Origin of the sequence: Glycomyces xiaoerkulensis (assembly GCF_002798405.1) — a bacterium.
Classification (GTDB): Bacteria; Actinomycetota; Actinomycetes; order Mycobacteriales; family Micromonosporaceae; genus Glycomyces; species Glycomyces xiaoerkulensis.
Genome location: NZ_PGGV01000038.1, coordinates 98,176 through 116,869, shown reverse-complemented (window position 1 = coordinate 116,869; position 18,694 = coordinate 98,176). Strand labels below are relative to the sequence as shown.

The following is an 18,694-nucleotide window of genomic DNA, read 5'->3' as shown; positions in this document are numbered from 1 at the left end:
GGTCAGATGCTAGAGCCGGCCACCGTCAAAAAGTAGTCGGCGTCGCGCAGGGCCGCAACGATTTCGGCGGCGTGTTCGGGGCCCCGGGTCTCGATCGAGAGGTCCACTGAGACTTCCCCGACCGACAGGCGCGGGTCGGAGCGCTGGTGGTAGACGTCGACGATGTTGCCGCCGCGGGTGCCCACGAGCTGGAGTACCGAGGCGAGCGTGCCGGGCCGGTCGCGGCAGCGGAGGTTGCAGCGCAGGAACCGGCCGGAGGCGGCCAGGCCGTGCTCGATCAGCCGCATCAGCAGCAGCGGGTCGATGTTGCCGCCCGAGAGCACCGCGACCGCGGGGGCGTCGAAGGCGATCGAGCAGTTGAGGAGGGCGGCGTAGGCGACCCCGCCGGCCGGTTCGACTACGAGTTTGTTGCGCTCCAGCAGGGAGAGCAGGGCGCGGCTGATGTCCTCTTCGGTCACGGTGGCGATCTCGTCGACCAGGTCGGCGACGTGGGCGAAGGGGACCTCGCCGGGCTTGCCGACCGCGATGCCGTCGGCGATGGTCTGCATCTTGTCCAGTCGCACCGGCCTGCCTGCCGCGAGCGAGTCGGGGTAGGCGGCGGCGCCCTCGGCCTGGACGCCGATGATCCGGACGTCGGGCCGGAGTTGCTTCGCGGCGGCGGCGACGCCGGCGGCCAGTCCCCCGCCCCCGACCGAGGCGACGATCGTGCCGGTCTCGGGCACCTGCTCGAGGATCTCCAGGGCGATCGTGCCCTGCCCGGCGACGATGTCGCGGTGGTCGAACGGGTGGATCAGGGTCGCACCGGTCTCCTCGGCGAAGCGGTGGGCGTCCCGGAGGGCCTCGTCGACGGTGTGGCCGCCGAGTACGACCTCGGCGCCGTAGCCCTTGGTGGCGGCGACCTTGGGCAGCGGGGCGCCGGCGGGCATGAAGACGGTGGCGCGGGCGCCGAGCGTGGAGGCGGCCAGGGCGACGCCTTGGGCGTGGTTGCCGGCGCTGGCGGCCACGACACCGCGCTCGCGCTGACGGGGGCTGAGGCGCGAGACCCGCATGTAGGCCCCGCGGATCTTGAACGAGCCCGCTCTCTGGAGGTTCTCGCACTTGAGGTGGACGCCCGCCAGCACCGGGTCGCGGGCGGGCTCCATGGGGGTGCGCCTGACTACGCCTTCGAGGGCGGCCGCGGCGGCGCGGATGTCGTCGAGTGAAACGAGCTCGGTCACGCCTCGATCGTAGGTCGCGGGCGACCCGGGCGGCCCGCGGCGCGGCGGCGGTTTCGGCATCGGGCTGCAATGGTCGCTGTTTTGATTGGGTTGCAGTGACATTGGGTGATTCGGTTATAGTCGACCACTTGGGCGCGCGTTTTCGTGGCCGATCGGGCGGCGAGTCGGGCCGATGGGAAACGAATTTCTCGCGCGGCCCTGCTCAAGGTGTGCATCGATCCTTGAAACCGGTTACGATACTCAGAATGACCGCCCGGTTACCACCGGGCGACCGCCCCGGAACGGTAACGCGGAAGGAGACACCTTCCGTGGCTCTCGGTTCACCCGCAGCGATAAGGGTGGCCCCTGACACTTACTGCGGTAGCAAGGCTTAAGCTACGCCTAGTAAACCTCGTCGATGAATCCGTTTCACTTGGCGAACACAAACCACCGGTCCCCTTTGAACCCCTGGAGTAAACGGTGACTGCTGTCACGCTGAAGAACGTCTCGAAGGTGTTCCCCGGCGATACCCTGGCCGTGGACTCTTTGAATCTGGAAGTCAACCACGGGGAGTTCCTGGTGCTTCTCGGTCCCTCGGGGTGCGGCAAGTCGACCGTGCTGCGAATGGTGGCCGGACTGGAGGCGCCGAGCGACGGTGACATCCTCCTCGACGGCGCGTACGCCAATGATCTGCCCCCGCGCGAGCGCAATGCAGCGATGATCTTCCAGACATTTGCGCTTTATCCCCATATGTCCGTGGGCGAAAACATCGGATTCCCTTTGAAACTCGGCAAAAGGAACGGTTCCCGACCCGTCACCGAAGCGGTCGGTGATATGGCGGGGGCATTGGGCATCAGCGATCTGCTCGAACGCAAACCCGGACAACTCTCCGGCGGTCAGCAGCAGCGCGTGGCAATGGGCCGGGCCCTGGTGCGGCGCCCGAAGCTGTTCCTCATGGACGAGCCGCTGTCGAACCTCGATATTGGACTCAGGGCCGAGCTGCGCACCGAGATCTCCTCCCTCGTGCGCCGCCACGACTCCACCACCCTCTACGTCACCCACGACCAGACCGAGGCCCTCACGATGGCCGACCGCGTGGCCGTCCTGCGCAAGGGCGTGCTCCAGGACGTGGGGACCCCCGACGAGGTCTACGAGCGGCCGGCGACCATGTACGTCGCCGCGTTCCTCGGCACCCCCCGCATGAACCTGCTCGAGGCCCGCGTCAACGTCTACCTCGACCGTTACGTCGCACTCGAATTCGGCGACCAGGAGCTGCGGCTGCCCTGGCACGATCTGCGCGGGCGGGCGGTCGCCCGCTACCACGGCGAGAACATCGTGGTGGGCTGCCGCGCCGAGGCCCTCGCGCCGGTCGCCGAGGGCCAGCCCGGCCAGTCGCTGCAGGGCCGGGTGCGGTTCTACGAGCACCACGGCCACGAGACCCTCGTGTTCCTCGACGTCGGCGCGACCGCGATCGTGCCCGACGGGATCGGCGACAAGCCCGACCTGGCCAAGAACGGCTCCAAGCCGCGCCGGCGGCTGACCGGCCTGTTCTCCGGCTTCGGCGCCCCCTCCAGCGAGCCCCGCCAAGAGGACACCGGCCCCATCCGCAAGCCTGCCGACCTGGTCTTCCGGCTGCCCCCGCACATCCCCATCTCGGCCGGCCAGCCGATCACCGCGGCGGTCCACATGGACGCGCTGCACTACTTCGACAAGTTCGGCAAGCGCATCGACGTCGGCTGGACCCAGCGGGCTTGAGAAAAGCGGCCGAGGGGCCTGCTGAGGGCACCTCGACCGCTTCGGGGATCGGCCGGCCGGCGCCCGCACTCCGGGCGCCGGAACCGGTCTAGGCTGCGAAGGATTCGGTGCCGATGATCTTCACCGACAGCTCCATCCCGCCCGGCGCCTGGTAGGAGACCGTGTCGCCCTCCTTGTGGCCCAGGATGGCCTCGCCCAGGGCCGAATCGGGGCTGTAGACGGTCAGGTCCGTCGTCGCGCCGATCTCGCGCGAGCCCAGGAGGAACTTCTCGGCGTCGTCGGGGTCGCCGTCGAAGGCGACGGTGACCACGGTGCCGATCTGGATCACGTCGCTGGCACCGGCCTCGCCCACCTTCGCGTTGCGCAGCAGGTCCTCGAGCTGGCGGATGCGCCCCTCCTGCTTGCCCTGCTCCTCCTTGGCGGCGTGGTAGCCGCCGTTCTCACGGAGGTCGCCCTCCTCCCGGCGGGCGTTGATCTCGGCGGCCATGACGGGGCGGTTCGCGATGAGCTCGTCCATCTCGCCCTTGAGCCGATCGTAGGCCTCCTGGGTCAGCCAGGTGCTCTGGTTGCTGTCAGTAGCCATATGTCCAAATCCTCCGAATGTTGCGATCCGTGCTCTGAAGCGATGCTGCGTAGCAGCCTGTGAGTAGCGAAAAGCCCGCCGACCGGGAACGGTGCGGCGGGCCGAAGCCAGATGATCAGTCCGCCTGCCGGCACCGCGGGACTTCGCCGGTGTTGGGATCCCCCGTCACCGCCAGGGTGTAGGCGGTCTCGACCCGGGTCCGTTCGTCGGCCGGGATCGGCACCTCCGCGCTGCCGATCTCGGCCCCGCTGAAGTCGCGGGATCTGACCAGGCAGACCGCGCCCTCACCGGCCGGCTTATAGACTTCGAAGCTGATCGTCACCTGCCCCGGGACCGAGGTGTCGTAGGCGAGCAGCCGCGGCGAGTAGTCGCCCCCGTAGAGATCGCCCAGGCGCAGGGCGGCGACCAGGCCGGCGGCGACCACCGCGACCGTCAACGCCGCGACCACGGCAGGGCGGCGTCGGCGCGGTTCACGGCGGCGACCGTAGCGACCGGGCGGGTAGGCCACGGCGCCCGTTTCGGGCGCAGACCCGTCCGTGGTCAAGGTCTCGTTCATCGGGCCGCTCTCTAGCCGTGACTCGTCGGTCGGTCGGGGAAGAATCAATTATCGAGTATCGTTGCACAGAATGCCAGAGCCGACAACCTGCATTCGGTACGCGTCGGCTGCGAGACCGCCACATCGCCGACGCGAGACACCCAACCTGTGAGGTCAGAACGCCGTGTCCCACCCGACCAGCAGCCTGCGCCTGATGTGCGTGCACGCCCACCCCGACGACGAATCGAGCAAAGGCGCCGCCACGATGGCCCGCTACTCCCGAGAAGGAATAGAAGTCCTGGTGGTCACCTGCACCGGCGGTGAGCGCGGGGACGTCCTCAACCCCAAGATGGACCGCCCCGAGGTGCAGGCGGACCTCCCGCGGATCCGGAACGAGGAGATGGCGCGGGCCCGCGAGATCCTCGGCGTCGAGCAGCACTGGCTCGGCTTCGTCGACTCCGGGCTCCCCGACGGCTGGCTGCCCGGCTCGGACATCCCGCTGCCCGAGGACGCCTTCTATCTGGTCCCGACCGAGAAGGCCGCCGCGCCGCTGGTCGAGATCATGCGCTCCTACCGCCCGCACGTGGTCACCACCTACGACGAGGAGGGCGGCTACCCGCACCCCGACCACGTCAAGTGCCACGAAGTCTCGATCGAGGCCTTCGGCGCCGCCGGCGACCCCGACCGCTACCCCGACCGCGGCGAGGCCTGGCAGCCACTCAAGCTGTACTACGGCCACTCGTTCGGCAAGGCCCGCATCGAGGCGATGCACTACGCCCTGCTCGAGGCCGGCCTCGAGTCGCCGTACGGCGCCTGGCTCGACGGCGACTGGGCCCGCGACAAGAGCGAGCGGGTCACCACGCGCGTCGAGTGCGCCGAGTACTTCCCGGTCCGCGACGCGGCGCTCAAGGCGCACGCCACCCAGGTCGACCCCGAGGGGTTCTGGTTCGCGGTGCCCGGCGAGATCCAGCAGCGGGCGTGGCCGACCGAGGACTACGAACTGGTCGATTCCCACGTGCCTTCGACCCTGCCCGAAGACGACCTGTTCGCGGGACTCCGCTGACTCTGCGTATCTCCTTGCCGCACGATCCGTTAGGGATAAACTGTCGGGCTCCTGACACCACGGTGTATTTCCTCGGAAAGTGCGGGAACGTTGTTGCAAGCACGCTGCCGCGAGATACCGTGCCAATTGGGCCTCGCGCGAGTCTCGGCAGCGGCCGCAGAACGGAGGTGGAGCCATGGTCAGTCGCGAAACTTCACCGGCGCGAACCAGATCGTTCGTCGGAAGTCTCCTCGTCGCCACGCCAACGCTGCAAGACCCCAATTTCGACCGGACCGTCGTCATCGGAGTCGGACACGAATCCGACGGGGTGCTGGGGGTGGTCCTCAACCGCGCCACCGAGATGCCGGTGGCCGACGTCCTCGGCGACTGGGGCGGGCTGGCGGGCGACCCCGCCGTACTGTTCGAAGGCGGTCCGGTGCAGCCGGAGGCCGCCATCGCGCTGGGCTGGAGCAAGGCCGAAGCCCCCGCGTCGGACGCGTTCCGGCCGGTGCTGGGCCGGCTCGGCACCCTCGACCTGTCGCGCGACCCCGAGGAGGTCGGCGACCTGCTGGAGGGCATGCGGGTCTTCGCCGGATACGCCGGCTGGGTCCCCGGGCAGTTGGAGTCCGAAATAGATGCGGGGGCCTGGATGGTCTTCGACGCACTCCCGACCGATCCCTTCTCGGAGAACCCCGAAGACCTGTGGTCGATGGTGTGGCGGCGCCAGGGCGGGCTGCTCGCGGCCGTCGCTCAGTACCCGTCCGACCCCAGCCTCAATTGATCCTCAAGGGCGCCAGGCCATCAGGATGATGACCACCGAGTAGAAGACCAGGTTCAGCCCCGCCAGCGCGAGCAGCCGGCCCCGATGCTGCTCCAGCACCTCGCCGTCGAGCACCCCGTCCGCGTCCTGGAGGTCCTTGCCGATCCGCGCGAGCGTGCTCGGGATCAGGGCCGCGCCGTTGACCACGGCTATGACGTAGAGGGTCGAGGCGATGATCAGCCACGGGTCGGAGAAGGCGTAGTCATCGCTTGTGGACGTCACCAGGATGCCGAGCACGGCGGCGAGCAGGGTGAGCGCGTTGAACAGCATGGTGCGGCGCCCGGCGGCGTGCACCGCCGCCCCGTCGCGGGCCCGGAGCGCGCGTTCGCCGAGCCACGGCGTCAGCATCGCCGGGCCGACGACCGCGACGACTACCAGGACGTGCAGGACCACCAGCAGCGTGTGCATGTAGTGATACTACGAACTGAATCGGCGTTCCATCTTGGAAACGCGGGAGTGCGGTGCCGGTGGCCGGAGATCGGTGCGGCCACCGGCACCGCGGGCCGTCGGGGTCCCTAAGCGGCGGTGCAGGTGACCGCGGGTTCGGTCGCCGGGCCACTGCCGATGAAGCCGAACACCTGCCGGGTCCGGCCGGAGGCGATGGTGCCGTTCCAGCCGACATCGGAGGCGGTCACCGACGCTTCGGATTCGCTGATCCGGGCGTTCCAGGAGCTGCTGATGCCCTGGTCTCCCGGCCAGGTCCAGCCCAGCGTCCACCCGTCGGCGGGCCCGGTGACCGACACGTCGGCCTGCCAGCCCGAACCCCAGTCGTTGACCACCTCGATCACCGCCGAGCAGCCGCCGCCGGGCGGCGGGCCGGTGGTCCGGGGCGGGGTGGTGGTCGCCTCGTCGGGCGGTTCGGTGTCGAGTCCGAGGAACCGCAGCGTTTCGGTCTCCTGGACCGGGAGGTTGTGGGGCGTGCCCTGCATGCTGATCGCCTCGACCGGGGCCTGTCCGCCGGTGCCGCCGTAGCGGGTGCGGGTCCAGTTCGACTGCGGGGCGTCGGTCCGGTCGGGGTTCTGGTCGGTGCCGTGGACGTCGGTCCACTGCTCGATCTGCTCGTTGAAGTTGGGGTACGCGAGCGTCTCGTCCTCGGTGCCGTGCCAGGTCTGCATGCGCGGCCAGGGGCCGTTGTAGCCGGGGTTGGCGTCGCGGACCTCGTCGCCCCACTGCTGCGGGGTGCGGTCGACCTCGCCGTCGGCGCATTCGGAGTTCCACTCCGAGCCGCCTCCGGTGGCGAAGCAGGTGTAGGGGACGCCGGCGTAGGCCGATCCGGCCGCGAAGACGGCGGGGTAGACCCCGAGCAGGACATTGGTCATCATCGCGCCGGAGGAGACGCCGGTGGCGTAGACGCGGTCGGGGTCGGCACCGTATTCGGCCAGGACGTGGTCGACCATCGACTTGATGCTGACGGAGTCGCCGCCGGTGCCGGACAGCGATTCGGGGGAGGCGACGTCGAAGCACTGGCTGCTGCGGGTGACCGACGGGTAGACGACGATGTATCCGTACTGTTCGGAGAGTTCGGCGTACCGGGTTCCGTCGTGGAAGGCCGGGCCGGTGCCGGTGCAGTAGTGCACCGCGACCAGGAGGCCGGGTTCGGGCGCGACGTTGTCGGGGACGTAGAGGTACATCTCGAGGTCGCCGGGGTTGTCGCCGAAGTCGCCGACCCGGGTCAGCTCCGCGGCTTCGGCCGGTTTCGACTGGAGGACGGCGACGAGTGCGGCGGCGACGACCAGCAGGGCCGTCACTGCTGCGACAGCGGTGCGCCGCAATCTGATCGTGGATGACATGGGTTTTTCCTCATCTCGGTCAGGGGCGGGTCCGCCGGCGGCGCCGGGGGTTCGAGGGCGGGGCGAGGGGGTGCCGCGCCCGCGGCGTCGCCGATCGGGGACCACTCAGGCTCGGGCTTTCGGTGGAAGCCGCGTGAGGGTCCCCATAGTTTATATCGATTGATATCTATAGGCAAGCGCTCCCATATTCCGTTCTCGCGCAGCGTGACCGGGAACGGGCCTCCAGTGAGGTCAGTGACCGAACTTGTCGGAGTCGGCCGCGGAGGCCTCCCCCTCGTCGAGCTCGGACAGCGACGCCACGTCCTCGGCCGACAGCGAGAAGTCGAACACCTCGAGGTTCCGGCGGAACCGCTCGGGACGGCTGGATTTGGGCACGGCGGTCAGACCGAGTTCGAGGTGCCAGCGCAGCACGATCTGGGCCGGAGTCCGCCCGTAGCGCTCGGCGAGCGCCTCGACCACCGGACGGCGCAGGACGTCGGCGCCCTGGCCGCCGATCGGGGACCACGACTGGGTGACGATGCCGTGCTCGGCGTGGTAATCGCGGGCCGCATCGCGCGTGGTGAGCGGGCTGAGCTGGATCTGGTTGACGTCGGGGGCCCGCCCGGCCTCGGCGATGACGCGGTCGAGGTGGGCGGGCTTGAAGTTCGAGGTGCCGATCGCCTTCACCGCGCCCTGCTCCAGCAGCCGGATCAGCCCCTGGAACGCCTCGACGTAGCGGTCCTGGTCGGGATTCGGCCAGTGGATGAGCAGCAGGTCGACGTAGTCGAGGCCGAGCCGGTCGAGGCTGCGCTCGCATGCCTCGGCGGCCGCTTCGACACCGTGCCAGCGCTTGTTGAACTTGGTGGTCACGAAGACCTCGTCGCGCGGGATGCCGGAGGCCTTGACCCCGCGGCCGACGCCGCGCTCGTTGCCGTAGTTCTCGGCGGTGTCGACCAGGCGGTAGCCGTCCTGGAAGGCGTCGGCCACCACGCGTTCGGCCTCGGCGTCGTCCATCGGCCAGGTGCCGAGGCCGATCCGCGGCATCGCCGCGCCGTGGAGCAGGGTGACGGTGGGTGCGGTCGTCGGTGCCATGGCGGAACCCGTCTGGTCGGAATCGGTGTACCGACCACCATCTTCCTACGACCTCCCCCGGCCGCGGGGCCGTAGTGCCTCAGATCACCGGGTTTCGGGGAGCGGCCCCGGCCGGATTCGCCCCGGAACGCGTGTGAGCGGCCATCCTGCGATGGCCGCTCACACGCGTTATGTCCGAATCAGTGGAGCTGCAGGGAATCGAACCCTGGTCCTCCGCTGCTTCTGTGAGACTTCTCCGGGCGCAGTCCGCTGTGCCTTTTATCGAGCCCCACCGATCACGCGGACGAGTCGGTGAGACGGGCTCTAGCCGCCGAAGATGTCGTGCGACGACCCAGCGGCCAAGTCGTCGACCCAGCGTCCTAGCTGATGCCGCGGGTCCGGAACGGACGCGCTTCCGGTGCGGCAACTTCACCGTCGCTTAGGCAGCGAGGGAGAAGTCAGTGCGCTTTGCGTTGGCACTTATTGGTTTCCAACGTTGGTTAACGAGACAGCGTTGGCTTCCTCGGCCCGCTTCCCTCACATCAACACACGGAGTCGAAACCGATCAGCCCCGGGTCGAGGTGGGAAACCTCTGTTCAGTTGTATGCGATGATTCTAGCCCAGTCCAACGGGCCGCGGACACCGGATATTCCCGCTAGCCGCCGCGCTTGGCGGCCCGGCCCAGCGCCCGCCGGATCTCGCGATCGGCCTCGCGCTTGGCGATGGCCTGGCGCTTGTCGTAGGCCTTGCGGCCCCGGGCCAGCCCCAGCTCCATCTTCGCCCAGCCGTTCTGGAAGTACACCGACAGCGGCACCAGGGTGAGGCCCGCCTCGCCGAGCTTGCCGCCGAGCTTGTCGATCTCGCGGCGGTGCAGCAGGAGCTTCCTGATGCGGCGGGGCGGGTGGTTCGTCCACGTCCCGTAGTCGTACTCCGGGATGTGGAGGTTGTGGACCCGGGCCTCGCCGTTGTAGACCTCGGCGTAGGCGTCGACTATGTTGCCCCGGCCCTGGCGCAGCGCCTTGACCTCGGTCCCGGACAGCACCAGGCCCGCCTCGTAGGTGTCCAGGATGTCGTAGTCGTACCTGGCCTTGCGGTTGGTGGTCACGACCGTGCGCTCGGGGCCGGAGTGCTCGGCCTTCGACTTCTTCTTCTTGGACACGCGGCAATATTAGTGATCGAACGCGCGTATGTCGACGCTGATTCGGCTCCGGGTGCTCTCACCGGCACAGGCAGGAGGGCAGATAGCCGAGCGGATCGACCCGCTCGCCGTTGATCCGGACCTCGAAGTGCAGGTGGGCGCCGGTGGAGGACCCGGTCGAGCCGACCGCGCCGATCCGCTGGCCGCGGCCCACCCGCTCCCCGGTCGCCACGTAGATGCTCGACTGGTGGGCGTAGCAGGTCGACGTGCCGCCGCCGTGGCCGACGCAGGTGAGCATCCCGTACCCGCCGTTCCAGCCCGAATAGACCACCGTCCCGGAGTCGGCGGCGTAGATCGCGGCCCCGTGGCCGGCGGCGAAGTCGGTCCCGCCGTGGAAGCGCGAGGTGCCGTAGATCGGGTGGGTCCGCCAGCCGAAGTCGGAGGACTTCCAGCCGTCGACCGGCTGGGCGAAGCCGGACCCCGAGCTCGAACCGCCGCCCGACGGCCCTCCGGAGGAGCCACCGGAGGACGAGCCCGCCGCGCGGAGCTCGGCGGCCAGCTCCTCCGACTGCTCCTCCAGTTCCTCGTACTGGGCGGCGACCTCGGATTCGGCGGACTCGGCGACGGCGAGCGCCTCGCTCTGTTCGGCGATGAGCCCTTCGACCTCCGCGCGGGCGGCCTCGGCCTCGGCGTAGCGGGTCTCGGCCTCGGCCAGCGCCTCCTCGGCCGCGGCTTCGGCCTCGGCTGCCTCGGCTTCGGCGGCCGCGGCGGTGTTCTCGGCGTTGGAGGCCTCTCGCCTTTTGAGGGTGACGTCCTCGACCGCGGTGTTCCTGCCCTCCATCATGAACTCGAGGTAGGTCATCCGGTCGAGGGCCTGCGAGGTGTCGTCGGAGGCGAGGATGGCGTCCACGGTGAGCAGCTCGGCGCCGCGGTAGGTGGCGGTGAAGGTCGACGCCCGGGCCTCGCGGGCCTCCTCGACCACCTCGGCGGCCTCGTCGTACGCCTCCTGGGCCTCTTCGAGCGCCTCTCGGGCGGCCTCGGCCTCGCGCTGGGCCTGCGCGGCCTCGACCTCGGCGGCGGCGACGCGGCCCTCGGCCCGGTCGACGGCGTCCTCGGCGCCGGGGAGCAGCGCCTCGGTCTCGGCCAGCACCTGACCGGCCTCGCGGACCTCTTCGGTCGCGTCCTCCAGCAGCGAAGCCATGCGGGCCTTCTCGCGTTCCACCTCGTCGAGCTCGTCCTGGGAGGGCTGCCCGGAGGCGGGGCCGCCCGCGGTCCCCGCCAGGAGCAGGGCCGCGAGCAGCACGCCGATCCGCTTCATGGCACCCGAATCTAGTCGATCGGCGACAGAGATTCGGGTATTTCGCGCTTTTATACGCCGTTCGGGTGAGTTAGACCCGGATGTTGAACCGGAGCGTGATCCAGGCGGTAACGGCGGAGATGACCGCCGCGATGGCCGCGAGGATCGGCAGCAGGAGCAGCACCGAGTTCCATTCGACCGGCGGCATGAGGCTGAACAGGTTCTGGAACTGGCCGTCGATGACGAAGATCTTGGCCGCCACCAGGGTGCCGAAGGCGAACAGCGCGCCGATGACGCCGGCGAAGACCGCCTCCATGACGAACGGGGCCTGCACGAACCAGTTGGGAGCGCCGACGAGCTTCATGATCGCGACCTCGCGGCGCCGCGAGTAGGCGGCGACCTGGATGGTGTTGGCGACCAGCATCAGCGCCGCCACACCCTGGACGAGGGCGATGATGAGGGTGAGCCGCTGGGCCCCGCCGAGGATGTCGAAGACCTGCTGGAGGATCTCCTTCTGGTTCGTGGCCTGGTAGACGCCCTCGCGGTCGGCGAACTCGCCGATCAGCTCCTCGGCGTCGTCGATGTCCTTCATCTTGATGCGGAACGCCGGCGGAAGCACCTCGGCGTCGACCGAGGCGACCAGGTCGGGCGACTCCTCGAACGTCTCCTGGAACCTCTCCCAGGCCTGGTCCTGCGACTCGAACTGGACCTGCTCGACCAGCGGATGCGACTTCAGCTCGGAGTCGATCTGCGTGGTCATCTCCTCGGAGACGTCGCGGTCCAGGTAGATGACGACCTCGAGGTTGGTCTGGTAGTACTCCTCGATCACGTCGACCTGGTTGTAGAGGAGCAGGGCCGCACCCAGCATGGTCAGCGACACCGCCATGGTGATGATCATGGCGACCGTCATGGAGATGTTGCGCCACAGTCCGAGGAAGACCTCGGACATCACGTATTTCGCGCGCATGTGCTCTGTTCTCCGCCTTCCGCTTAGCCGTAGACGCCGCGAGCCTGGTCGCGGACGATCTGGCCGTTCTCGATCTCGATGACCCGACGGCGCATCTGGTTCACGATGTTGGAGTCGTGCGTGACCATGACGATGGTCGTACCGGTCCGGCTGATGCGGTCGAGGAGCCGCATGATCTCGATGGACGTGTCCGGGTCGAGGTTACCGGTGGGCTCGTCGGCCAGCAGCATGAGCGGTCGGTTGACGAAGGCGCGCGCCACGGCCACGCGCTGCTGCTCGCCGCCGGAGAGCTCGTGCGGATAGCGGTGCTCCTTGCCGCCGAGACCCACCAGCTCGAGCACCTCGGGCACGACCCGGCGGGCCACCGACCGCGGCTTGCCGATGACCTCCAGCGCGAAGGCGACGTTCTCGGCGGCGGTGCGGTTCGGCAGCAGCCGGAAGTCCTGGAAGACGCAGCCGATCGTGCGCCGGTAGGCGGGGACCTTCCAGCGTCGCAGCTTCGCCACGTCCTTCTCGGCGACGCGGATCTTGCCCTTGTCGGGCACCTCCTCGCGCAGCAGCAGCTTGATGATCGTGGACTTCCCCGCGCCGGTCGGACCGATGAAGAAGACGAACTCCCCTTTGTCGATGTAGACGTTGATGTCCTCCACCGACGGACGGTTCGACCGGGGGTAGTGCTTGGTTACGCCCTCGAGCTGAATCACGAGCCGGAGTCTAGCCGCCTGGGGCCCCGCCCGCTCGAGCGGCTCCAGTACATGCGTGGCATACCGTGGCACTTACAGCCCATTTGTCCCGCCCGTGCGCGGGTCACGACGCGATTTCACCCGAACAGCCGAAGCCGGGGCGGTCAGGCGGTCCAACCGGAGTTCCGGTGAGGGCCGGACGCCTCGTGCGGAGGCCGGCGCTAGGCCGCCTTCTCCCCGCTCCGGCGCCAGCGGATGCCGGCTTCCAGGAAGGCGTCGATGTTGCCGTCGTAGACGCCCTGGACGTCACCGGTCTCGTGTCCGGTGCGCAGGTCCTTGACCATCTGGTACGGGTGCTGCACGTAGGACCGCATCTGGTCGCCCCAGGAGGCGGTGGCCGAGCCGCGGAGTTCGTCGAGCTTGGCGTTCTCCTCGTCGCGCTTGCGCTGGAGCAGCTTGGCCTTGAGCAGCTTCATGGCGGTGGCCTTGTTCTGGAGCTGGCTCTTCTCGTTCTGGCAGGTGACGATGACGCCGGTCGGGACGTGGGTGATGCGCACCGCCGAGTCGGTGGTGTTGACCGACTGCCCGCCCGGCCCGGAGGACCGGTAGACGTCGACGCGGATCTCCTCGTCGGGGACGTCGATCTCGTCGGTCTGCTCCAGGGCGGGCACGACCTCCACGGCCGCGAAGCCGGTCTGGCGGCGGCCCTGGTTGTCGTATTTGCTGATGCGGACGACCCGGTGGGTGCCCTGCTCGACCGAGAGGGTGCCGTAGGCGTACGGCCCGTTGACCGCGAACGTGGCCGAGCGGATGCCGGCCTCCTCGGCGTATGAGATGTCGTACACCTGGGTGGCGAAGTCGTGGGCCTCGGCCCAGCGCAGGTACATGCGCATGAGCTGCTCGGCGAAGTCGCAGGCGTCGGCCCCGCCGGCGCCGGAGCGGACCGACACGACCGCGTTGCGCTCGTCGTACTCGCCCGACAGCAGGGTGCGGACCTCGAGCTCGTCGACGGACTTGCGGATCGCCTCGAGCTCGGAGAGGGACTCGGTTCGGGCCGACGCGTCGCCCTCGGACTCGGACAGCTCGAACATGACTTCGACATCGTCCAGGCGCTCGTGCAGGTGAGCGAGCTTGTTGAGCTCGGCCTGGACGTAGGAGAGACGCGAGGTGGTCTTCTGGGCCTGCTCGGCGTCGTCCCACAGGCCGGGGTCGGCGGCGGCGGCCTCGAGCTCGTCCCTCTCCCGCCGCATTGCCGGCAGGTCGAGCACGGCTTCGACGCTCGCTAGCGTCGCCTTCAGGTCACGGAGATCGGCGGAAACATCGACACTGGTCACAACGGATCAGGATACGCCTGTATTCGTGCTCATACGAAACGGGACGCCGAACCGATGTGTGGCACGCGTCCCGTTTCGCGATCGTCTCGGAAAGTGCGGCGCACGGCCCCCAGTGCTTGAAGCTAGGAGACGCGCTTCTTGATCCAGTTGAGGGACGACCGGTGGTAGCCGACCGCGAATTCCATCGCGGCCGCGGCCCCCGGGTCCTCGCTGGCGTAGTCCTTGGCCGCGGCACGAGCCTCGGCCATGGCCTCCTGGTGCTGCTCGGTGGCGTCGGCGTACATGTCGTCGGCGGTGTCGGCCGCCATGTAGTCGATGAACGCCGTTCGCAGTGCCACCGGGTCGCGGAGCTGCCCGATGCGGGCCGGCTCGTTCAGCCAGCGGGTGAAGGCGCGCTTGCCGTTGGCGCTGATCGTGTACGGCACCGAAGCGCGCGGCCCGGGCTTGCCGACGCGGACCAGACCCGCTTCGGCGAGAGCCGGGAGTTCGCGATAGACCTGCGAGCGCGTCATGGTCCAGTACGGACCGAGGCGTCGAGTAGCCTCCGCCATGAGTTGGCCGCCGGTCATTGGACCTTCGTGTAGCAAGCCCAGCAATGCCGCCGAGGTTGCGTTCAGTTCTTTTCCTGCCATGACGGATAGGATGCCATGTGGAGACTGTCCTGACAAGTGGACGACTCCAATGTGTCGACTGGTCGTCACCTATACATCGCAGTAGGGCCCGTATCGGATTCGTTGCAAGGCTTCTGAAAGGGCTACAAGACGCGGCATGGATCCAACACCTGTTCAGAGAATTCCAGAGGTGTGATCCCGATCGCCCCATAGTTTCGCAAGACCCAGTGTCGCTCGTCGATTACGGAGCATTATCGACTGTCGCCATCGCATTCAGTTGCCCGGCAGTGGCGAACCGATGACGTCGGAACCGGGCATCTGGTCGACTGGGGCGCCCTCATTGGACTCGTCGGGCGCGTTCCCACCGCCCTCCGAATCAGACAAATCATCCGTTTCGGCCCCGGGAGTGCCACTATCCGTCCCGGGGCCTTCCGGACCGTCGGTCTCGGAGGGACCGCCGTCGGGCTCTTCGGAGGCCTCCGCGGTCGGCTTGTCCGGTTCGTCCGGCGACTCGGAGGCCTCGGCGGTCGGCGGATCGGCCACGTTCTCGCCCTCACCGCTCCCGCCGCCGGGCAGGGCGAAGAACACGAAGGCGACGGCGGCGGCCAGGCCGAGCGCCCCGGCGCCGACCGGCAGCAGGTGCCGGCGTCCGGGCCGGGCGCGCTCGCGGACGTCTTCGGCGCGCGGCCCGGGAGCCGGCGGGGTGACCGGTGAGTGGGCGACCGCCGAGGCCTCGTGGCGGTCGCGCAGCTCCGGCTCGATCGGGGCGGTGGCCCGGTCGGCCAGGCCCGGGGCCAGGCGGCGCAGTTCGGCGGCGATCCGGTCGAGGTCGCCGCGCCGCTCCGGGTCGAGCGAGAGGAGGGTCTCGACCACCGCCCACAGCTCGGGGTCCACGGCCGCGGGCTTGACCGGGATCCGGGTCAGATGCCGGTCGAGCACGTCGGTTATGGACCCGCCGCGGTAGGCGCTGCGGCCGGTGAGGGCCTCGTACAGCACCAGGCCGAGGGCGTAGTTGTCGATCCCGGGGCACGCCGAGGCGCCGGAGGCGACCTCTGGCGCGGTGTATTCGGGGGTGCCGTGCGAGGGCAGCGAGGTGGACTCGGCGGCGCGGGCGATGCCGAAGTCGATGAACTTGGCGCCGTCGTCGCCGTCGAGCATGAGGTTGCCGGGCTTGACGTCGCCGTGGAGGAAGCCCGCGCGGTGGACCGCGGCGAGGGTCTCGGCGGCCGAGGCGCAGCGCGCGGCGGCCTCGGCCGCCGGGAGCGGACCGTGGATCCGGAGGTGTTCGCGCAGGTCGAGACCGTCGATGAGTTCGAGCACGACGGCCAGCACCGAGTCAGTGTGGACGAAGTCCCGCACCTCGACCACCCCGGGGTGATCGATGGCGCCCAGGACTTCGGCCTCGGCGAAGAAACTCTCGACGACGGCCGGATCGCCGCGCAGCTCCTCGCGGAGGAACTTGACGGCGACCGACCGGCCGGTGACGCGGTCCGTACCGCGCCACACCACGCCCACGGCCCCGCGGGCGATCTCGCTCTCGAGGACGAAGCGGTCGGCCAGGGTGTTCATCGGCGTTCACTCCGGGTGCGGACGTTCATGGCGGCTCCTCACGGGCCGGCGCGGCCCTGTCCATCCCAATGTAAATGCGGTATCGAGGCAGGTCAGGCAGCGGAGCCGAGCGTGGCACGATCCCGGGATACACCGATCGCGGAGCCGCAGCGAGCGGTCCGGCGGGGCCGAAACCGCGCAAACGGCGGTGGCGGGCCGAAATCCACGCTCGCCTCTCGTGGTTGGCCAACCACTACACTTGCGCCCATGTCCCTCGAACGGCCATGCTTCAAACAGGATGCCGGAACCCGGTGCGACCTCAGTGGTGATCGCTTGTGACCGAACTACGCTGGCGCTACGGCGCCGCCACCGACGTGGGCAAGGTGCGCGACCTGAACGAGGACTCCCACCTCGCGTCGCGGCGCCTGCTCGCGGTGGCCGACGGCGTCGGCGGCGCGGCGGCCGGGGAAGTGGCCAGCGGGGTGACCATCGCCGAGGTGACTCGGCTGGCTCGCCGGCCCCCGGTGGAGCCCGAGGCCGAGCTCGGCGAGGTGGTGGAATCGGCCCGCGCCAGGATCCGCGCCGCGGTCGAGGAGAACCCCGAGTCCGAGGGCATGGCCACGACGCTGACCGGGCTGTGGCTCGGCGACGACTCGGTCGACATCGTCCACATCGGCGATTCCCGCGCCTACCAGCTCCGCGGCGAGGACTTCGTGCAGGTCACCGTCGACGACTCGTACGTCCAGCACCTGGTCGACGAGGGCGCCATCAGCCCCGACGAGGCACTGGACCACCCCTACAAGTCGGTGGTCACCCGGGTCCTCCAGGCCAATCCGGCGCCGGCGCACTTCGAGACGCGGCCGGCCGAGATCGGCGACCGGTACATGCTCTGCTCGGACGGGCTCAGCGACGTGGTCGACGACGCGGCCATCGAGTCGGCGCTGCGGGACTTCACCGCGCCGCAGGCGGCGGCCGACGAGCTCGTGCGGCTGGCCCTGGAGAACGGCGGTCCCGACAACGTGTCCGTGGTCGTCGGCGACGTGACCGAGCACCGGAGGTTCAAGCGGTGGCCGTGGATGGCGGCGACGGCGGCCGCCGTACTCGTCGTGGCCGCGATCGCCCTGGGCCTGGCGCTGCGGAACTGACCCGGCCCCTCACCAGAGCCGACCCCCTGAAGGAGCGATCGTGAACACCCACCCCACCCGCGCCGGCGCCGCCGGCATGGCCGTCGCCGGCGTCCTCTTCACCGTCTACGAAGCCGTCTCCCCGCGGGCCGACCAGACCACCCTCGAGGGCGCGGAGTCCTGGGCCTCGCCCGGCTGGTCGGTCGGCCATCTCGCCGCCATCGCCGGGCTCATCCTCATCCCGCTGGCCTGGGGATCCCTCCGCGGGCTCCTCGAAGGGACGCGGCAGGAGCGTACGGCGACGGCGGCGGCGGTCCTCGGCTACATCGGCTCGGGACTGACCATCTCCTACTACGGCGCCGAGGTATACGGCCTCAAGGCGATCGGCGAACGAGCCGTGGCCGACCGCGACGCGTCGCTGACCGAGGTCGCCGCGGCCTTCCGCATGGACCCCACCGCGCTGGCCGTGTTCGGTACCGGCCTGGCGCTCGTCGCGGCCGCCGCGGTCCTGGCCGCGGTCGCGGTGTGGCGCTCGGGTGCCGTGCGCCGCTGGAGCGCCGTGCCGATGGCGACCGCGATGGCCCTCTACCTGCCGCACTTCTTCCTGCCGCATCCGGCCAGGATCGCTTGGGGGGCGCTGGTCACCGTGAGCGCGCTGTGGATCGCCGCCGAACTGTGGCGGGCCGCGTCCTACAAGGCGCGCACGAAGACCCGCTCGTAGACCCCGTCGTCCCTGGTGTCGACGACGTTGATCGCATCGGCCGCGGGGTCGTACTCCAGTTCCCAGTCGAGCGTGGTCGGCGAGGCGCCGCCTGCGGTCGAGGTGAGCTCGAGCCGGTGGGCCTCGGCGTCGCCGAGCACGATGGTGCCCTCGAAGGGGCCGCCTTCGCCCATCATGACGACGTTGCCGTCGGCGTCGATGCTGAGCGAGCTCCCCAGCTTCTCGACGTCCTCGTCCCACTCCCCTTCGAACGCCTCCAGGCGGGGGTCGCTCTCGGGTTCGGCCGACTCGGTGGCCTCTGCGGTGGCGTCCTCAGTGGCTTCGGTCGTTCCGGTGTCGGCGGCCTCGGTGGTCGCGGTGGGCTCGTCCGGGTCGGCCGGCTCGTCGTCCCCGGAGCATGCGGCCAGGCCGAAGGCGAGCGCGCAGGCGCCCGCCGCGGCGGTGAGGCGCAGGGAGTGTCGCAACGTGTCCTCCTTGACGTGCGGTCGTCGTGAACGCTC

General features: G+C 69.5%; 19 protein-coding genes and 1 other RNA gene. 5 read left to right on the top strand and 15 right to left on the bottom strand.

What is annotated here, in order from left to right; all coding sequences use genetic code 11:
* Positions 1 to 2 precede the first annotated feature (2 nt).
* Positions 3 to 1,217: a threonine ammonia-lyase gene (ilvA, locus tag CUT39_RS19190; RefSeq protein ID WP_100449068.1), complete on the bottom strand. Its 1,215-nt coding sequence runs from the start codon at positions 1,215 to 1,217 to the stop codon at positions 3 to 5.
* 459 nt (positions 1,218 to 1,676) lie between these two features.
* Between ilvA and CUT39_RS19185 the strand changes: the two genes are divergently transcribed.
* A complete protein-coding gene (locus tag CUT39_RS19185; protein ID WP_100449067.1) occupies positions 1,677 to 2,951 on the top strand; it encodes an ABC transporter ATP-binding protein in 1,275 nt (424 codons plus the stop codon).
* An 88-nt stretch (positions 2,952 to 3,039) separates the two neighbouring features.
* Here the strand turns inward: CUT39_RS19185 and greA are convergent, their stop codons facing one another.
* Both greA and CUT39_RS19175 read right to left on the bottom strand, forming a co-directional pair.
* The gene (greA, locus tag CUT39_RS19180; protein ID WP_100449066.1) at positions 3,040 to 3,534 is read right to left on the bottom strand and encodes a transcription elongation factor GreA; all 495 of its coding nucleotides are present in this window, start codon (positions 3,532 to 3,534) and stop codon (positions 3,040 to 3,042) included.
* A gap of 115 nt (positions 3,535 to 3,649) precedes the next feature.
* A complete protein-coding gene (locus tag CUT39_RS19175; protein WP_100449065.1) occupies positions 3,650 to 4,090 on the bottom strand; it encodes a DUF4307 domain-containing protein in 441 nt (146 codons plus the stop codon).
* A 193-nt stretch (positions 4,091 to 4,283) separates the two neighbouring features.
* Here CUT39_RS19175 and mca point away from each other — a divergent pair, with 193 nt between their 5' ends.
* Together mca and CUT39_RS19165 are read left to right on the top strand one after the other, a co-directional pair.
* Positions 4,284 to 5,132 (top strand): mycothiol conjugate amidase Mca, encoded by an 849-nt coding sequence (gene mca, locus CUT39_RS19170; protein ID WP_100449148.1) that lies wholly within the window; start codon positions 4,284 to 4,286, stop codon positions 5,130 to 5,132.
* 175 nt (positions 5,133 to 5,307) lie between these two features.
* Positions 5,308 to 5,892 carry a YqgE/AlgH family protein gene (locus tag CUT39_RS19165; protein WP_100449064.1) on the top strand — a complete coding sequence of 195 codons (585 nt, stop codon included), beginning with the start codon at positions 5,308 to 5,310 and terminating at the stop codon, positions 5,890 to 5,892.
* Between the two features lie 3 nt (positions 5,893 to 5,895).
* On the opposite strand, the gene CUT39_RS19160 is transcribed toward CUT39_RS19165, so the two are convergent.
* The 11 genes from CUT39_RS19160 to CUT39_RS19110 all read right to left on the bottom strand — a co-directional run bounded on the left by CUT39_RS19160 (position 5,896) and on the right by CUT39_RS19110 (position 16,370).
* Positions 5,896 to 6,339: a DUF2269 family protein gene (locus CUT39_RS19160; RefSeq protein ID WP_100449063.1), complete on the bottom strand. Its 444-nt coding sequence runs from the start codon at positions 6,337 to 6,339 to the stop codon at positions 5,896 to 5,898.
* Between the two features lie 107 nt (positions 6,340 to 6,446).
* Positions 6,447 to 7,721 (bottom strand): extracellular catalytic domain type 1 short-chain-length polyhydroxyalkanoate depolymerase, encoded by a 1,275-nt coding sequence (locus tag CUT39_RS19155; RefSeq protein WP_100449062.1) that lies wholly within the window; start codon positions 7,719 to 7,721, stop codon positions 6,447 to 6,449.
* Between the two features lie 231 nt (positions 7,722 to 7,952).
* Positions 7,953 to 8,792 (bottom strand): aldo/keto reductase, encoded by an 840-nt coding sequence (locus CUT39_RS19150; protein WP_100449061.1) that lies wholly within the window; start codon positions 8,790 to 8,792, stop codon positions 7,953 to 7,955.
* Between the two features lie 180 nt (positions 8,793 to 8,972).
* Positions 8,973 to 9,344: a transfer-messenger RNA gene (gene ssrA / locus CUT39_RS19145) on the bottom strand.
* Positions 9,345 to 9,426: 82 nt separating this feature from the next.
* Entirely contained in the window at positions 9,427 to 9,930 is a 504-nt protein-coding gene (gene smpB / locus CUT39_RS19140; RefSeq protein WP_100449060.1) for an SsrA-binding protein SmpB, read from the bottom strand.
* Between the two features lie 58 nt (positions 9,931 to 9,988).
* The gene (locus tag CUT39_RS19135; protein WP_100449059.1) at positions 9,989 to 11,227 is read right to left on the bottom strand and encodes a M23 family metallopeptidase; all 1,239 of its coding nucleotides are present in this window, start codon (positions 11,225 to 11,227) and stop codon (positions 9,989 to 9,991) included.
* A 70-nt stretch (positions 11,228 to 11,297) separates the two neighbouring features.
* The gene (gene ftsX / locus CUT39_RS19130) at positions 11,298 to 12,173 is read right to left on the bottom strand and encodes a permease-like cell division protein FtsX (RefSeq protein WP_100449058.1); all 876 of its coding nucleotides are present in this window, start codon (positions 12,171 to 12,173) and stop codon (positions 11,298 to 11,300) included.
* Positions 12,174 to 12,196: 23 nt separating this feature from the next.
* Positions 12,197 to 12,877 (bottom strand): cell division ATP-binding protein FtsE, encoded by a 681-nt coding sequence (gene ftsE / locus CUT39_RS19125; protein WP_100449057.1) that lies wholly within the window; start codon positions 12,875 to 12,877, stop codon positions 12,197 to 12,199.
* Between the two features lie 200 nt (positions 12,878 to 13,077).
* On the bottom strand, positions 13,078 to 14,190 hold the full coding sequence (gene prfB / locus CUT39_RS19120; RefSeq protein ID WP_100449056.1) for a peptide chain release factor 2: 1,113 nt from the start codon (positions 14,188 to 14,190) through the stop codon (positions 13,078 to 13,080).
* A gap of 122 nt (positions 14,191 to 14,312) precedes the next feature.
* On the bottom strand, positions 14,313 to 14,822 hold the full coding sequence (locus tag CUT39_RS19115; protein WP_100449055.1) for a PadR family transcriptional regulator: 510 nt from the start codon (positions 14,820 to 14,822) through the stop codon (positions 14,313 to 14,315).
* Between the two features lie 252 nt (positions 14,823 to 15,074).
* Positions 15,075 to 16,370: a protein kinase domain-containing protein gene (locus tag CUT39_RS19110; protein ID WP_100449054.1), complete on the bottom strand. Its 1,296-nt coding sequence runs from the start codon at positions 16,368 to 16,370 to the stop codon at positions 15,075 to 15,077.
* Between the two features lie 314 nt (positions 16,371 to 16,684).
* On the opposite strand from CUT39_RS19110, the gene CUT39_RS19105 reads away from it, so the two are divergent.
* Positions 16,685 to 17,494 (top strand): PP2C family protein-serine/threonine phosphatase, encoded by an 810-nt coding sequence (locus CUT39_RS19105; protein WP_100449053.1) that lies wholly within the window; start codon positions 16,685 to 16,687, stop codon positions 17,492 to 17,494.
* 40 nt (positions 17,495 to 17,534) lie between these two features.
* Positions 17,535 to 18,194, top strand: coding sequence for a hypothetical protein (locus tag CUT39_RS19100; RefSeq protein ID WP_100449052.1), 660 nt, complete (start codon positions 17,535 to 17,537; stop codon positions 18,192 to 18,194).
* Here the strand turns inward: CUT39_RS19100 and CUT39_RS19095 are convergent.
* Complete coding sequence (locus tag CUT39_RS19095) at positions 18,164 to 18,658, bottom strand: hypothetical protein (RefSeq protein ID WP_100449051.1); 495 nt, start codon at positions 18,656 to 18,658, stop codon at positions 18,164 to 18,166. The two genes, CUT39_RS19100 and CUT39_RS19095, sit on opposite strands and share 31 nt — an antisense overlap.
* Between the last annotated feature and the right edge of the window lie 36 nt (positions 18,659 to 18,694).

Bases quoted from the DNA above. Each gene is read 5' to 3' on its own strand.
- greA (WP_100449066.1), bottom strand. From the start codon at position 3,534: ATGGCTACTGACAGCAACCAGAGCACCTGGCTGACCCAGGAGGCCTAC.
- CUT39_RS19175 (WP_100449065.1), bottom strand. From the start codon at position 4,090: ATGAACGAGACCTTGACCACGGACGGGTCTGCGCCCGAAACGGGCGCC.
- mca (WP_100449148.1), top strand. From the start codon at position 4,284: ATGTGCGTGCACGCCCACCCCGACGACGAATCGAGCAAAGGCGCCGCC.
- CUT39_RS19165 (WP_100449064.1), top strand. From the start codon at position 5,308: ATGGTCAGTCGCGAAACTTCACCGGCGCGAACCAGATCGTTCGTCGGA.
- CUT39_RS19160 (WP_100449063.1), bottom strand. From the start codon at position 6,339: ATGCACACGCTGCTGGTGGTCCTGCACGTCCTGGTAGTCGTCGCGGTC.
- CUT39_RS19155 (WP_100449062.1), bottom strand. From the start codon at position 7,721: ATGTCATCCACGATCAGATTGCGGCGCACCGCTGTCGCAGCAGTGACG.
- CUT39_RS19150 (WP_100449061.1), bottom strand. From the start codon at position 8,792: ATGGCACCGACGACCGCACCCACCGTCACCCTGCTCCACGGCGCGGCG.
- CUT39_RS19135 (WP_100449059.1), bottom strand. From the start codon at position 11,227: ATGAAGCGGATCGGCGTGCTGCTCGCGGCCCTGCTCCTGGCGGGGACC.
- ftsX (WP_100449058.1), bottom strand. From the start codon at position 12,173: ATGCGCGCGAAATACGTGATGTCCGAGGTCTTCCTCGGACTGTGGCGC.
- CUT39_RS19115 (WP_100449055.1), bottom strand. From the start codon at position 14,822: ATGGCAGGAAAAGAACTGAACGCAACCTCGGCGGCATTGCTGGGCTTG.
- CUT39_RS19110 (WP_100449054.1), bottom strand. From the start codon at position 16,370: ATGAACACCCTGGCCGACCGCTTCGTCCTCGAGAGCGAGATCGCCCGC.